A 13,399-nucleotide genomic window follows, 5' to 3' on the forward strand; every position below is an offset into this window, starting at 1 on the left:
GTCACCTGGCTCCGATGGCGCGCTGGACACCCACGCAATACCAGCCCTGCGTGCGGTTGACGATGGCGACGACCGACAGCATCACCGGCACCTCGATCAGTACGCCGACCACGGTCGCCAGGGCCGCGCCGGAATGGACGCCGAACAGGCTGACCGCGGTGGCCACCGCCAGTTCGAAGAAGTTGCTGGCGCCAATCAGCGCCGAAGGGCCGGCCACGCTGTGGGCCACGCCCAGGCGCCGGTTCAACAGATAGGCCAGACCGGAATTGAAGTAGACCTGGATCAGGATGGGAACGGCCAGGATGGCGATCACCATCGGCTGTTCGATGATCTGGCGGCCCTGGAAGCCGAACAGCAGCACCAGCGTCAGCAGCAGCGCGGCCAGCGAGTATGGCCCCAACCTGTGCAACACCTTTTCCAGCCCCCGCTCCCCTGCCCGTCTCATCAGCCAGCGGCGCATCACGACCGCGATGGCGACCGGCACGATGATGTAGAGGCCGACCGAGATGAGCAGCGTGTCCCACGGCACGGTGATGGCGGACAGGCCCAATAGCAGCGCCACCAGTGGTGCGAACGCCACCACCATGATGGCGTCGTTGAGCGCCACCTGGCTCAGGGTGAAATTGGCGTCGCCCCGGCAGAGATTGCTCCATACGAAGACCATCGCCGTGCAAGGCGCGGCGGCCAGCAGGATGAGTCCGGCCATGTACGAGTCAATCTGGTCGGCCGGCAGCGAATCCGCGAACACATGTCGCAGGAAGAACCAGCCCAGCAGCGCCATCGAGAACGGCTTGACCGCCCAGTTGATGAACAGCGTGACGCCGATGCCGCGCCAATGCCGCCCGACTTCCTTCATCGCGCCGAAATCGACCTTCAGCAGCATCGGGATGATCATCAGCCAGATCAGCACCGCGACCGGCAGATTGACCCTGGCGACTTCCATCCCGCCCAGGCGGACGAAGGCTGAGGGAAACAGGTGGCCGAGGCCGGTTCCGACCAGGATGCACAGGCCGACCCAGATGGTCAGGTAGCGCTCGAAAAAACCGATGCGGGGCGTGGCCTCAGCCATGGGAAAGCGCCTCGTCCTCCGGCTCCACGAAACCGATCCGATCCAGTTGTGTCTTGAGCGCCTGCCGATCGTTCCAGGCCTCGGCCGGCAGCGCCAGGAAGGCCAGCAGCCGCGCCTTGATGACGCGATGCGCCTGGCGGAAGGCTGCGGCCTTCTCGTCGTCGGTGCCGGAGACCGCCGCCGGATCCGGCAGGCCCCAATGCACGCGCAGGAAGTCGCCGAACACCACCGGGCAGGTTTCCGAGGCCGCCGAATCGCAGACCGTCACCACCAGGTCCATCGGCGCGGCATCCGCGGTCGCGAATTCGTCCCACGACTTGCTTCGCAGGCCGGCGGTCGAAATACCTTCGGCCGCCAGCTGGGCGAGTGCATGTGGATTGACCTGCCCGGCCGGCTTGCTGCCGGCGCTGAATACTTCGAACCGGTTGCCGGCCCATGCCCGGAGTGTGGCTTCGGCCAGCACGCTGCGGGCGGAATTGCCGGTGCACAGGAACAGGACGCGACGCTTCATGGGATCTCTCGGCTCAGCATTCACAGGAAGAGGCGGGCGCGCACGACTCGACGGGCGAGCCGGCGCAGCAGTTGTGGGTGAGATAGGCCACCAGGCCGTTCATGGCCTCGAAGTTGGCCCGATAGCAGACGTTGCGACCGCGGTTCTCGCTTTCCGCCAAGCCGGCCTGGACCAGTTCCTTCAGATGGAAGGAAAGCGTGGCGTTGGGAATGGCGAGCGCTTCGGCGATCTCGCCCGCCATGCGTCCGGCGGGGCCGGCCTCGACCAGCAGGCGATAGGCGGCCAGGCGGGTGGCGTGGCCCAGGGCGGTCAATGCGGCGATGGCTTGTTTCGTTTCCATATTTCCAGAATAATCGAAAGAATATGACAAAACAATCCTCGACCGCGGACATTCCCCACGTCAGCACGGAGCTGCTGCCCCTGCCCCACCACGAATCGCTGGGAGCGGCGGGAAGCCACGCCCCGCGCATCCTGCTGCTCTACGGTTCGCTGCGTCCGCAATCCTTCAGCCGCAAGCTGGCGCTGGAAGCCGAGCGCATCCTGCACCACCTGGGCGCGGAGACACGGGTATTCGATCCGCACGACCTGCCCCTGCTCGACAGCGTGCCCCGGGAGCATCCGAAGGTCCGGCAGTTGCGGGAGTGGTCGCAGTGGTCGGAAGGACAGGTGTGGGTGTCGCCCGAACGCCACGGCACGATCACCGGCGTGTTCAAGAACCAGATCGACTGGTTGCCGCTGGAGGATGGCAGCGTGCGCCCCACCCAGGGCAAGACGCTGGCGGTCATGCAGGTCTGCGGAGGATCGCAGTCCTTCAACGTGGTCAACACGCTTCGCATCCTGGGGCGCTGGATGCGCATGGTGACCATCCCCAACCAGTCGTCGGTCGCCAAGGCATGGCAGGAATTCGACGACGACGGCCGGATGAAACCGTCGCCGTTCCATGACCGCGTGGTGGACGTCATGGAGGAACTCATGAAGTTCACGCTGGTGGTCCGGGATCGCAGTGACTATCTGACCAACCGCTACAGCGAGCGCAAGGGTGCGGTAGCCAAGGTGCAGGAAATCAACCGGAGGATGTAGCCGGTTTCGCCGCGATCAGGACTCGGGGCCCTTCAGCACGTAGTCCCCTGGTCGGGTGCCGGGCACCAGCGTCCAGCCGGGTTTCAGCGCCAGCTTCCAGCCGGGGCCTCGCGGCGCGTCGCCGCTCGCATCGGGGGCGGCGAGGATCACCGCCTTCCAGTCGCTTCTCATCACCGCGCCCTCCTCCACTTCCAGCGTGCCCCAGTCGTCGGTGACGCGCATGGTGGGATAGACGGTACCTACGCCGTCGAGCGGTTGCAGGTTGCTCGGATTGAACTGGACGCTCATGTGCTTCAGGGCCAGGGTCAGCACCGGTCCCCGCACGAAGCGCGCGCGGTTGCGTTCGAGTTGCGCCAGGCGTTCCCGCTCGCGCGCGGTTTCCGTTTCGCGCAGCGCTGTGCCGCCATGGCGCGCGGCCGCCGCGGCCAGCGCCGCATCGCCTGTCGCCACTTCGAAGCCGCCCGCCTCGCGCAGGCGGGTGCCGAGATCCATGGCGGTGTCTCCCAGACGCTTGCGCCAGCCCGGCGCGAATTGGTCGAGCAGCAGGCCGTAGGCCGGACCGGTCGCGTACGCGAAGGAGCGCACGAAGCTGGGATCGGCGACATGCGACTGGAGGTCGTGGAGCGCCGCCTGAAGGCGAGCCTGTGGCGTCGCGTTTCCGAGCATCACGCCGGTGTACTCGGCCAGGCCTTCGTTGAGTTCCAGCGCCGTCTCGTCCGCGCGGGCCTCCGGGAAGCGCCGATGCCGGTCGGCGCGGAATGCCAGCGCATCGGCGACCGCGGCACGCCGGGCGGCGTCGCCATCGGCCTGCAGTGCGCTGGCCAGCGCCCGCCATTCCAGTTGCAGGCTGTAGCGGCCCTCCAGCGTATCCAGATGCGGGTTCTCGCCGCCCCTGGCATCGGCAATCGGCAGGTCCGGTTGCAGGCGATGGAACATCTCGTGCGCGATCAGGGTGCCGCGCTTGCCCTGGTCGTCCGGCAAGGGCCACAGCATCTGCGTCCAGCGCGTGCCGGACCATTCGACCGCGGTGTTGGCGGCATTGGTCTCCGGCGGCAGCTCGCCGACGAACACGCCGTCCTGTTCGCGCAGCGCGCCCTTCGCATCGGCCTGCGACGCGACGATGCGGCGGGTCCGCGGATCGACCAGCATGATTGGCCCGCACAGCGATGCGCCCCACAGGCGACCGCCATCGGCTTCGCACTGCGTGCGGGCCTGGCTGAAGACGGCGCGCGCGTCTGCGAGGGGAATCGCGGCGTCCTGGGCCAGCGCCGGCATCGCCGCGCACAGCAGGAACGTCCCCATCCAGCGAATCCGGTGTCTCATGGCGCTCCCTCCCGAGCGGTTTCCGTCATTGGATATCACGGAACCGGCCGGCTCGCAGTGCCATTGGTTGGCCGAACCGGTGTGCTCCGTGCGACGCGAGACCCCTCCCCTATCGGAGAGGCGGGAGCGAGGTGCCTTGTTCTGTCGCGCTGCGGACGGGTCAGTCGGCCGCGGCCGGATAGCGGGAAGCCAGTTCCGCCACCAGCCGGCCTATCGCCGTTGGCGAGCGGCCGCTGCTGATCGCGTCACGGATCTTGTCCAGCAACGTGGTGTCGCTCTGCACATGCAGGAGGCGGCTGCCGGTCTGGCGGCGATGCTTGCGATTGGCCCGGTAGTTGCGCGCCCGCTCGGCGGCGGTCATCGCCACGCCATGCTGCGGCGGACGGCCGCGACGCCGGGGAAACACCATTTCCAGGGTGCCGGGATCGTTTGCGTCACGCATCACGTGGCTCCATTGCTTGGGTGATGGTTATTTTATGTGACGCGTCACGTAAGGCAAATGATCTTTGGTTATCTGGGATGGCTGCATCGAAAAGAAGAAAGGCGGCCGTCCGGGCTCGAGCGGGCAGACGCGTCACGAAATCAGACCCGCCCTGCCCGCTCCAGCGCGAGGTACTCCTCGTCGGTGAACAGGCGGGAACGGACGAGGAAGCGCACGCCCTCTCCGTTCTCCAGCGAGAACATGCCACCGCGACCGGGCACGACATCGATGATCAACTGGGTGTGCTTCCAGTACTTGAACTGGGAAGGGCTGATGTAGAACGGCGCGCCGCCGATCTCGCCCAGTTGCACGTCGCGGTCGCCGACGATGAAGTCGCCGACCGGGAAACACATCGGCGAGGAACCGTCGCAGCAACCGCCGGACTGATGGAACAGCACCGGCCCGTGCCGGGCGCGCAGCGTCTGGATCAGCTGCAACGCCGGCAGCGTCGCCATCACCTGCAAGGGAGGGGGATTTGCGGTGGACGAGGCTTCGGTCACGGGCGGTGCCTTTGAACGGCAAACTCAGGCGGCCAGATCCAGCACCACCCGGCCCTCGATCTGGCCCTGGTGCATGCGCTGGAACACCTGGTTGATGTTCTCCAGCCGATCGGTGGAGACCGTCGCCTTGACCTTGCCGAGCGCAGCGAAGTCCAGCGACTCCTGCAGATCCAGGCGGGTGCCGACGATGGAGCCGCGCACGGTCACCCCGTTGAGCACCATGCCGAAGATATCGAGCGGGAACTGGCCCGGCGGCAATCCGTTGAGCGACACCGTGCCGCCGCGCCGGACCATGCCGATCGCCTGCTCGAACGCCTTGGGCGAGACCGCGGTGACCAGCGCGCCGTGCGCGCCACCGATTTCCTTTTTCAGGTAGGCCACCGGATCGGTGGTCCTGGCGTTGACGGCGACGGTGGCGCCGAGGCGCCTGGCGAGCTCGAGTTTGGCGTCGTCCACGTCCACGGCGGCGACGTTCAAGCCCATTGCCCGCGCGTACTGCACCGCCATGTGCCCCAAACCGCCGATGCCGGAGATCACTACCCAATTGCCGGGACGGGTATCAGTCACCTTGAGTCCCTTGTAGACGGTCACGCCCGCGCACAGCACCGGCGCGATCTCGACGAAACCGATCCCCTTCGGCACATGCCCCACATAATCGGCGTTGGCCAGCGCGTATTCGGCGAATCCGCCGTTGACCGAATAGCCGGTGTTCTGTTGCTGCTCGCACAGGGTTTCCCAGCCGCCCAGGCAGTGTTCGCAATGCCCGCAGGCCGAATACAGCCAGGGAATGCCGACCCGATCGCCCTCCTTCACATGGGTGACACCGGCACCCACGGCTACCACGTGGCCAACGCCTTCGTGGCCCGGAATGAATGGTGGGTTCGGCTTGACCGGCCAGTCGCCTTCGGCCGCGTGCAGATCGGTATGGCAGACGCCGCAAGCTTCGATCTTCACCAGCACGTCGCCGGCGGCGGGACGCGGCACGGTCACCTCTTCGATGACCAGTGGCTTGCCGAACTCGCGAACCACGGCGGCTTTCATTGTCTTGTCCACGCATTTCTCCTGTTGGTTGCGCCAGGACCACCGTAGCGCGGTGGCCTCCCCGGCTCGTTGATCCCAATCAATCGGGAAACACGCGCGGGCGCCGTCGGTCGGAAGGCGCCCGCGCGACGGCTCAGAAGAAACCCAGTGCCTTGGGCGAATAGCTGACCAGCAGGTTCTTGGTTTGCTGGTAGTGGTCCAGCATCATCCGGTGGTTCTCGCGGCCGATGCCGGATTGCTTGTAGCCGCCGAAGGCCGCGTGCGCGGGATAGGCGTGGTAGCAGTTGGTCCACACCCGTCCGGCCTGGATGCCACGGCCCATCCGGTACAACCGCGCCGCGTCGCGGCTCCAGACGCCGGCGCCCAGCCCGTACAGGGTGTCGTTGGCGATCGCCAGCGCTTCGGCCTCGTCCTTGAAGGTGGTGACCGAGACCACCGGGCCGAAGATCTCTTCCTGGAAGATGCGCATCCGGTTATGGCCCTTGAACACCGTCGGCTGCACGTAATAGCCGCCGGCCAGATCACCGCCCTGCTCGTTGCGGGCACCGCCGATCAACACTTCGGCGCCTTCCTGCCGGCCGATGTCGATGTACGACAGGATCTTCTCCAATTGTTCGCTGGACGCCTGCGCGCCGACCATCGTGTTGGGATCCAGCGGATTGCCCTGCTTGATCGCGGCGACGCGCTTGAGCGCGCGCTCCATGAACTTTTCGTAGATCGATTCCTGGATCAGCGCCCGCGACGGACAGGTACAGACCTCGCCCTGGTTGAAGGCGAACAGCACGAAGCCCTCGATCGCCTTGTCCAGGAAATCGTCGTCCTCGGCCATGACGTCGGCGAAGAAAATGTTGGGCGACTTGCCGCCCAGTTCCAGGGTCACCGGGATCAGGTTCTGGCTGGCGTACTGCATGATCAGCCGGCCGGTCGTGGTCTCGCCGGTGAAGGCGATCTTGGCGATGCGCGGGCTGCTGGCCAGCGGCTTGCCGGCTTCCAGGCCGAAGCCATTGATCACGTTGAGCACGCCCGCCGGCAGCAGATCGCCGATGATCTCCATCAGCACCAGGATGCTGGCCGGGGTCTGTTCGGCCGGCTTGAGCACCACGCAGTTGCCGGCGGCCAGCGCGGGCGCGAGCTTCCAGCAGGCCATCAGCAGCGGGAAGTTCCAGGGGATGATCTGCCCCACCACCCCCAGCGGCTCGTGGAAGTGATAGGCGATGGTGTCGTGATCGATTTCGCTGATGCCGCCTTCCTGCGCGCGGATGGCGCCGGCGAAGTAGCGGAAATGATCCGCGCACAGCGGAATGTCGGCATTGAGGGTTTCCCGGATCGGCTTGCCGTTGTCCCAGGTCTCGGCGTGCGCCAGCAGTTCCAGGTTCTGCTCGATGCGATCGGCAATCCGCAGCAGCACGTTCGCACGCTCGGTCACCGAAGCCTTGCCCCACGCCTCGCGCGCGGCGTGCGCGGCGTCCAGCGCGGCCTCGATGTCGTCGGCGTTGGAACGCGGCACCTGGGTGAACACCTTGCCGTTGACCGGACTGGTGTTGTCGAAATACTGCCCCGAACGAGGTTCCACCCAGCGCCCGCCGATGAAGTTGGCGTAGCGCTGCTTGAAGATGGCGGACGGGTCCACGGCCTGTGGACGGGGGGCGGCGACTGCGTTCATCGGAATCTCCTGGCTTGTTCGGTTGGGGTTCCCGTCCAACGCAGGCCGCGTGCCAGCTTTTGTTGCTGCGCCGCGCCACGCCGCTACGCCGCCATTCCGCAAGGAAACCGCGTCGCCGCTGCGGCAACGCAACAAGCGTGTCGCTTGCGGAGTGTCCGCGGGTGTGCTGTGTATCGGGACAGCGGGCGGTTTTCCTGTCGCAAAATGCGACACATCGCCCGGCGAGGACTTCCGGCATGTCCCGACCATCCGCTCCACCCGACGAGCAACGCATCGCGCAGGCCCGGCGCGCCTTCTTCGAGGCCGGGCGCACGCCGGTGGGCCAGGTACCGCCGGCCATCCTGCAATCGTGGCGGCGCTGCCTGGGCCTGGGACTGGCGGCGAATGCGCGCCCGGCGATCGAACCGATCGACGCGCCCCGCCTGCGTACCCTGCGCGAGCAGCACGAACAGCTCTGGCGACTGGCGCGCGCCGAGGTCGAAATGCTCGCCGCCGACGCCGCCAATACTGGCAGCATCGTCATCCTCACCGATGCCGAAGGCTGGATCCTCGACGCCGAGGGCAACGCCGAATTCCTCGACAAGGCCGGCCGGGTCGCACTGATGCCGGGCGCGTGCTGGAACGAAGCGCGGGTGGGCACGAACGCGATCGGCACCGCGATCGCCGACGCCCGCGCGGTCGAAGTGCGCGGCGCCGAGCACTACGCGGCGCCGCACCGCATCCTCAACTGCTCGGCCGCGCCGGTGTTCGATCCGTTTGGGCGCATGGTCGGCGTGCTGGACATCTCCGGCGACGCGATGGTCGCGCCCATGCACGCACTCGGTCTGGCGCAGTTGGCGGTCGCCAACATCGAACACCGCTACTTCGACGAAGGCATCACCGACGCCGACCTGCTGCGCGTGCATGCCAACCCGGCGCTGCTGGGCAGTGCGCGCGAGGGTCTGCTGGCGTTCCGCAACGGGCGGCTGGTGGCGGCCAACCGGGCCGGGCTGGCGCTGTTCGGACTGGAGCGGGCCGATCTCGGGCGCGCCTCCTACGAGGCGATGTTCGACGGCGCGCTGTCACGCCTGCGCGACGACGGCGTCCTACAGGACCGCAGCGGCCGCCTGCTGCACGGACACGTCGATGGGCCGACCCACTCGCGGCGCGCCCGCGCGGCATCGCCAATCACGGTGTCGGCGTCCGGTTCGGGAACCGAAGCCGGCGCACCGCTGTTCGACGCGAAACTGGAAGCCGAACTGGGACGCGCCTGCCGCGTGCTCGATGCCGGCATTCCGGTGCTGGTGCTGGGCGAGACCGGCACCGGCAAGGAAGTGTTCTCGCGCGAACTGCACCGGCGCAGCGCCCGCGCCGGCAAACCCTTCGTGGCGGTCAATTGCGCCGCGCTGCCGGAGGGGCTGATCGAGGCCGAACTGTTCGGCTACGAGAGCGGTGCCTTCACCGGCGCGCGCAAGGACGGCAGCATCGGCCTGCTGCGGCAGGCCGACGGCGGGATCCTGTTCCTGGACGAAATCGGCGACATGCCGCTGGCGTTGCAACCGCGCCTGCTGCGCGTCCTGCAGGATCGCGAACTGTCGCCGCTGGGCGGCGGCAAGCCGGTCAAACTGGATTTCGCCCTGGTCTGCGCGACCCACCGGCGACTGGAAGACGCGGTGGCCGAAGGCCGCTTCCGGGCCGATCTCTACTACCGCATTTCCCATCATCTGGTCGAACTGGCGCCGCTGCGCGAACAGCCCGGACGCGAAGGGCTGGTGCATTCACTGTGGCAGCGCATCGGCCAGGGGCGCCGGCTTTCCGACGAGGCGGTCGAACGGCTCGCGCGCTATGCCTGGCCCGGCAACCTGCGCCAACTGGTGGCGAGCCTGCGCACCCTCGCCGCCCTGAGCGAACCCGGCAGCCTGATCGGCGCCGATGCCCTGCCCGCCTACCTGCAGGCGCGCATGGATACGCCCGCCGTTGTCGCGCCGCCCGCATCCGCGCCGCTGGATTCGATGACCCGCGCGGCCATGCGCGCGGCGGTGGAAGCCTGCGACGGCAACGTCGCCCGCGCGGCGCGCCAACTGGGCATCAGCCGCAGCACCCTGTATCGCCAATTGGGCCGGGATCCGCGCCAGCGGCACTGACGCGCACGGGCGGCGCGCCGTTCAGCGTGCCGCCGCGCCGTCCACGAACAGGCGCGCGGCGTCGGCAAACTCGCGTTGCAGCGAAAGTCCCGGCACGGTCAGCCAGCGCAGCAGCGCGGCCAGGTACAGGTGGTGGAACCAGGTCGCCAGTTGCGCGGGCGGGAACCTGTCGCCCAGTTCGCCGCTCTCCTGCGCCGCGGCGATCAGGCGCTGCCACAGCGCGACGATGCCGCCATCGCCGATGTCCGCCTGCTCCGCCTCGTTGCCGAGGCTGGTGAAGCGGTAGCGCAGATAGGCCATCAGGTGTTCCGGATGCGCGCTGCACCACGCCGCTGAGGCGTCGAGGATGCAGGCCGCCCGCGAGGCGAAGCTCCGGCGGCGGGCGATGCTGTCGGCCAGGTGCGCCAGATCCTTCTCCAGTTCGGTATCCAGCCAGCGCGCCAGCAGCGCTTCCTTGGTCGGGAAGTGGTTGTACAGCGTGCGCTTGGCGACGTCGGCTTCGGCCGCGATCTGTTCCATGGTCACCGCCTCGTAGCCCTGTTGCTCGAACAGGCGGGCGGCGGTGCCGGTCAACAGGTCCAGCATCCGCGCGCGCTTGCGCGCCCGGCGCCCGGGTTCCGCGGTTTCATCCATGGGGCCTGCCTCTTACATCGGGTATACGATGTAAATTAGTATACGTCGTGCACATTTATTTCTGTCCATCCGCCGGGTCGTCCGGCGTCCGGAGACTCCCATGAAGTTCGCGGTTGCAACCTATGGTACCGAAGGCGATACCCGTCCCCTGGCCGCGCTGTGCCTGGCGCTGAATGCCGCCGGCCACGACACCCGGCTGCTCGCCGACGCGGCCACGCTCGGCTCCGCCCATGCCGCCGGCCTGGCGGCAACCCCGTTGTCCGGCGACATCCGCGGCGCGCTTTCGCCCGGACAGGCGCTGGCGACGGCGGTCGACCGCAAGGGCGGCTTCAACCGCACCGCCCGGGCGCTGGCCGATATCGCCAACGCCAACGTCATGCGCTGGATGGGCGAGATCCGGGATGCGGCGACGGGATGCGATGCGCTGATCGTCTCCGGGCTGGCGGCGTTCGCCGGGCTTTCGGTTGCCGAGGCGCTGGACATTCCGGCCATCGGTGCGGGCCTGATTCCGATCACGCCCACCCGCGATTTCGTCTCGCCTTTCCTGGCATCCGCTCCCGTTCCGCACGCGTTGAACGCGTTCAGCCATCGATTCGTCAACGGCCTGCTCTGGCGCGCTTTCCGCAGCAGCACCAACGAGGCGCGCGCGCGTGTGTTGGCGTTGCCGGCGAGAAAGCGGCTGTGGACCGAACATCCCATGCTGTATGGCGTGTCCCCCACCCTGCTGCCGCAACCGGCGGATTGGCCGGACAATGCGCGGGTCTGTGGCCAATGGACGCTGCCGGCGCCGGCGTGGACACCACCGCCCGCGCTGGAGCGCTGGCTCGACGCGGGCGAACCGCCGATCTACCTGGGCTTCGGCAGCATGGCCGGTTTCGACCGCCCCCGGCTGGTCCGGGCGATGGTCGACGCCGTCGCGGGCCGGCGCGCGTTGTTCCATCCGGGCTGGAGCGGCGTGGCGCGCGACGCGCTGCCGGACAACTTCTTCATCGTCGACGAGACGCCGCACGACTGGTTGTTCCCGCGCACCTCGCTGGTGGTCCATCACGGTGGCTCGGGCACCAGTCATTCGGCCACCCGCGCCGGCGTGCCTTCGGTGGTGGTGCCGTTCGCCGGCGATCAGCCGTTCTGGGCGGATCGGCTGCGCCGCCTGGGCGTGTCCGGTCCGGCGGTGAACGGAAAGCGACTGGAGGCCTCCGCGCTGGCGCGGGCGCTCGCGTTCGCCGACCGGACGGATACCCGTGCGCGCGCGGCCGAGCTCGGCCAGCGCATGCGGGCGGAGGATGGCGCGCGGGTCGCGGTGCGCGCAATCAAGCAACTGCTGTCAATCTGAGCCGTGCATCGTGGCGGAGCCGGCGACGGAACGCGTCGGCTTTCTTCCCCTCCAACGAGGAACGCCCGATGCCAATGTCCCGAGTCCTTCCCATCCTGCTGCTGGCCGGCGCGCTGCCGCTGCCAGGCGCCGCGACGGCGCCCGAGCCACCGGGCACCGCGCCTTCCACGGTGCGCGTGCGCGACCTGTATCCGCTGATCACCACGCCGGCGATGACCGCCGCGCGTGATTTCCATGTGCGGCATTTCGGATTCCGAGTCCTGTTCGAAGCCAACTGGTTCGTCTATCTGTCCGGTCCCGCCGATGGCGACGGTCGTGGCGCCACCCTGGCGTTCATGACCCCGGATCATCCTTCCCGCCCGCCGGGAGCCGAGGTCTTCAATGGCGAAGGCATGCTGCTGACCGTCGAGGTGGCGGATGCGTCGCTGCTGTACGAAAAGCTCCGTCGGGAAGGCGCGCCGATTCTGCATCCACTCACCGATGAACCGTGGGGCCAGCGGCGCTTCATGACCCGGGATCCCGCCGGCGTAAGCGTGGATGTGGTCCAGCAGATTCCGCCGCAAGACGGTTACTGGGAGCGCCATGCGCCGGCGGCGCGTTGAGTGGCCGCGCCGAATCAGCCCGTGGCCGTTTCGCCGCTCTCCGACAGGCTGTCGATCAGGGCGCGCGATGCCGCCGACAAGCGACGATGCGGTGCGTAGATGAGGGAGAACGGACGCGAGCGTCCACGCAGTTGCGGCAGCACCTCGACCAGGCGGCCCTCGCGAAGATGGCCGTCGGCGATGAAATCGTAGGTCTGGCAGATACCGGCGCCGCCGCTGGCCAGCGACACCACGCCGAGCACGTCGTCCGATACGGTCAGCCGATCCGGCGGCGTCCATTCCAGGTCACGTCCGTCTTCGCGGAACAACCAGGGCGCGATGCGCCCGCTGCTGGGCATCACGAACGGGATGCAGGCGTGCTCGGCCAGTTGCTCCCTTCGGGTCGGCGTGCCGACGCGGCGCAGGTAATCGGGTGATGCGACCATGCACAGCGCGGCATCCTCCAGCCGGCGCGCGGCCAGTCCGCTGTCGGGCAACGCGCCCAGCCGCACCGCCAGGTCGAAGCCTTCGGCCACCAGATCGACGTTGCGGTTGGAGATGTTGAGTTCGATGTGCACCTGCGGATGCTCGCGCGAGAAACGCGCCAGCTTTTCCGGTAGCCGGTAATGGCCGTAGGTGGTGGGCACGCTCAGCCGCACGCGTCCGGTCAAAGTGCCCGACCTGCCCTGCACCGTGCGCTCGGCTTCGTCGAACAGCGCGAACGCCGCACGCGCCTGCTCCAGGTACAGCTGGCCGGCCTCGGTCAATCCCAGCCGGCGGGTGGTTCGCCGCAGCAACTGGTTGCCGAGGCGGGTTTCCAGCCGCGCGATGGCGCGGCTGATGACCGAGGGCGTGGTGCCCAGGGCGACCGCCGCGGCGGTCAGCGATCCCTGCTCCACCACGATCACGAAGACCTCCGCGTCACCCAGGTGATCGAACCGGCGCGCCATCTTTGCCTCGGGAGGAAAAATAAATTGCCAGAGAGCGAGTTTATCGCGGTTCGGGCACGAAATAGAGTGGCGCCACTTCCGCCGGTCCGGCGGTCCATTTCGAGGAATGCT

Annotated in this window: 14 protein-coding genes; 4 read left to right on the forward strand and 10 right to left on the reverse strand. The window is 67.9% G+C overall.

The genetic code is table 11. The features are described 5' to 3' along the window. Position 1: 1 nt before the first annotated feature. The 3 genes from arsB to IB228_RS11350 are packed head-to-tail and all read right to left on the reverse strand — an operon-like array spanning position 2 to position 1,920. Entirely contained in the window at positions 2 to 1,069 is a 1,068-nt protein-coding gene (gene arsB / locus IB228_RS11340) for an ACR3 family arsenite efflux transporter (protein WP_225562402.1), read from the reverse strand. After that, complete coding sequence (locus IB228_RS11345) at positions 1,062 to 1,580, reverse strand: arsenate reductase ArsC (RefSeq protein WP_192198545.1); 519 nt, start codon at positions 1,578 to 1,580, stop codon at positions 1,062 to 1,064. Before IB228_RS11345 ends, arsB begins: the two co-directional genes overlap by 8 nt. A gap of 13 nt (positions 1,581 to 1,593) precedes the next feature. Next, the gene (locus IB228_RS11350) at positions 1,594 to 1,920 is read right to left on the reverse strand and encodes a metalloregulator ArsR/SmtB family transcription factor (protein ID WP_141452838.1); all 327 of its coding nucleotides are present in this window, start codon (positions 1,918 to 1,920) and stop codon (positions 1,594 to 1,596) included. A gap of 23 nt (positions 1,921 to 1,943) precedes the next feature. Here IB228_RS11350 and arsH point away from each other — a divergent pair, with 23 nt between their 5' ends. Continuing rightward, positions 1,944 to 2,660, forward strand: a complete 717-nt coding sequence (gene arsH, locus IB228_RS11355) for an arsenical resistance protein ArsH (RefSeq protein WP_192198547.1) — start codon at positions 1,944 to 1,946, stop codon at positions 2,658 to 2,660. A gap of 15 nt (positions 2,661 to 2,675) precedes the next feature. Here the strand turns inward: arsH and IB228_RS11360 are convergent, their stop codons facing one another. From IB228_RS11360 to adh, 5 genes are all read right to left on the reverse strand, one after another. Further along, positions 2,676 to 3,983: a hypothetical protein gene (locus IB228_RS11360; protein ID WP_225562403.1), complete on the reverse strand. Its 1,308-nt coding sequence runs from the start codon at positions 3,981 to 3,983 to the stop codon at positions 2,676 to 2,678. A 160-nt stretch (positions 3,984 to 4,143) separates the two neighbouring features. Further along, a complete protein-coding gene (locus IB228_RS11365; RefSeq protein WP_225562404.1) occupies positions 4,144 to 4,425 on the reverse strand; it encodes a hypothetical protein in 282 nt (93 codons plus the stop codon). Between the two features lie 140 nt (positions 4,426 to 4,565). Continuing rightward, a complete protein-coding gene (locus IB228_RS11370) occupies positions 4,566 to 4,919 on the reverse strand; it encodes a DUF779 domain-containing protein (RefSeq protein ID WP_192198779.1) in 354 nt (117 codons plus the stop codon). A gap of 69 nt (positions 4,920 to 4,988) precedes the next feature. Continuing rightward, positions 4,989 to 6,017 carry an alcohol dehydrogenase AdhP gene (gene adhP / locus IB228_RS11375; protein ID WP_192198549.1) on the reverse strand — a complete coding sequence of 343 codons (1,029 nt, stop codon included), beginning with the start codon at positions 6,015 to 6,017 and terminating at the stop codon, positions 4,989 to 4,991. A 121-nt stretch (positions 6,018 to 6,138) separates the two neighbouring features. After that, positions 6,139 to 7,668 (reverse strand): aldehyde dehydrogenase, encoded by a 1,530-nt coding sequence (gene adh, locus IB228_RS11380; RefSeq protein ID WP_183636326.1) that lies wholly within the window; start codon positions 7,666 to 7,668, stop codon positions 6,139 to 6,141. Between the two features lie 236 nt (positions 7,669 to 7,904). Here adh and IB228_RS11385 point away from each other — a divergent pair, with 236 nt between their 5' ends. After that, positions 7,905 to 9,791, forward strand: coding sequence for a sigma-54-dependent Fis family transcriptional regulator (locus IB228_RS11385; RefSeq protein WP_183636328.1), 1,887 nt, complete (start codon positions 7,905 to 7,907; stop codon positions 9,789 to 9,791). Positions 9,792 to 9,812: 21 nt separating this feature from the next. On the opposite strand, the gene IB228_RS20065 is transcribed toward IB228_RS11385, so the two are convergent. Further along, entirely contained in the window at positions 9,813 to 10,424 is a 612-nt protein-coding gene (locus IB228_RS20065; RefSeq protein WP_183636331.1) for a TetR/AcrR family transcriptional regulator, read from the reverse strand. 100 nt (positions 10,425 to 10,524) lie between these two features. Here IB228_RS20065 and IB228_RS11395 point away from each other — a divergent pair, with 100 nt between their 5' ends. Further along, the gene (locus tag IB228_RS11395; RefSeq protein ID WP_192198550.1) at positions 10,525 to 11,757 is read left to right on the forward strand and encodes a glycosyltransferase; all 1,233 of its coding nucleotides are present in this window, start codon (positions 10,525 to 10,527) and stop codon (positions 11,755 to 11,757) included. Between the two features lie 74 nt (positions 11,758 to 11,831). Then, positions 11,832 to 12,359 carry a VOC family protein gene (locus IB228_RS11400; protein WP_225562405.1) on the forward strand — a complete coding sequence of 176 codons (528 nt, stop codon included), beginning with the start codon at positions 11,832 to 11,834 and terminating at the stop codon, positions 12,357 to 12,359. Positions 12,360 to 12,373: 14 nt separating this feature from the next. Here the strand turns inward: IB228_RS11400 and IB228_RS11405 are convergent, their stop codons facing one another. After that, positions 12,374 to 13,288: a LysR family transcriptional regulator gene (locus IB228_RS11405; protein WP_192198552.1), complete on the reverse strand. Its 915-nt coding sequence runs from the start codon at positions 13,286 to 13,288 to the stop codon at positions 12,374 to 12,376. Between the last annotated feature and the right edge of the window lie 111 nt (positions 13,289 to 13,399).

Source organism: Pseudoxanthomonas sp. PXM04 (genome assembly GCF_014851695.1).
GTDB classification, from domain to species: Bacteria; Pseudomonadota; Gammaproteobacteria; order Xanthomonadales; family Xanthomonadaceae; genus Pseudoxanthomonas_A; species Pseudoxanthomonas_A beigongshangi.

Excerpts from the sequence above, each read along its gene's own strand:
- IB228_RS11360 (WP_225562403.1), bottom strand. The coding sequence starts at position 3,983 with ATGAGACACCGGATTCGCTGGATGGGGACGTTCCTGCTGTGCGCGGCG.
- arsH (WP_192198547.1), top strand. The coding sequence starts at position 1,944 with ATGACAAAACAATCCTCGACCGCGGACATTCCCCACGTCAGCACGGAG.
- IB228_RS11365 (WP_225562404.1), bottom strand. The coding sequence starts at position 4,425 with ATGCGTGACGCAAACGATCCCGGCACCCTGGAAATGGTGTTTCCCCGG.
- IB228_RS11370 (WP_192198779.1), bottom strand. The coding sequence starts at position 4,919 with ATGGCGACGCTGCCGGCGTTGCAGCTGATCCAGACGCTGCGCGCCCGG.
- arsB (WP_225562402.1), bottom strand. The coding sequence starts at position 1,069 with ATGGCTGAGGCCACGCCCCGCATCGGTTTTTTCGAGCGCTACCTGACC.
- IB228_RS11385 (WP_183636328.1), top strand. The coding sequence starts at position 7,905 with ATGTCCCGACCATCCGCTCCACCCGACGAGCAACGCATCGCGCAGGCC.
- IB228_RS20065 (WP_183636331.1), bottom strand. The coding sequence starts at position 10,424 with ATGGATGAAACCGCGGAACCCGGGCGCCGGGCGCGCAAGCGCGCGCGG.
- IB228_RS11395 (WP_192198550.1), top strand. The coding sequence starts at position 10,525 with ATGAAGTTCGCGGTTGCAACCTATGGTACCGAAGGCGATACCCGTCCC.
- IB228_RS11350 (WP_141452838.1), bottom strand. The coding sequence starts at position 1,920 with ATGGAAACGAAACAAGCCATCGCCGCATTGACCGCCCTGGGCCACGCC.
- IB228_RS11345 (WP_192198545.1), bottom strand. The coding sequence starts at position 1,580 with ATGAAGCGTCGCGTCCTGTTCCTGTGCACCGGCAATTCCGCCCGCAGC.
- IB228_RS11405 (WP_192198552.1), bottom strand. The coding sequence starts at position 13,288 with ATGGCGCGCCGGTTCGATCACCTGGGTGACGCGGAGGTCTTCGTGATC.
- IB228_RS11400 (WP_225562405.1), top strand. The coding sequence starts at position 11,832 with ATGTCCCGAGTCCTTCCCATCCTGCTGCTGGCCGGCGCGCTGCCGCTG.
- adh (WP_183636326.1), bottom strand. The coding sequence starts at position 7,668 with ATGAACGCAGTCGCCGCCCCCCGTCCACAGGCCGTGGACCCGTCCGCC.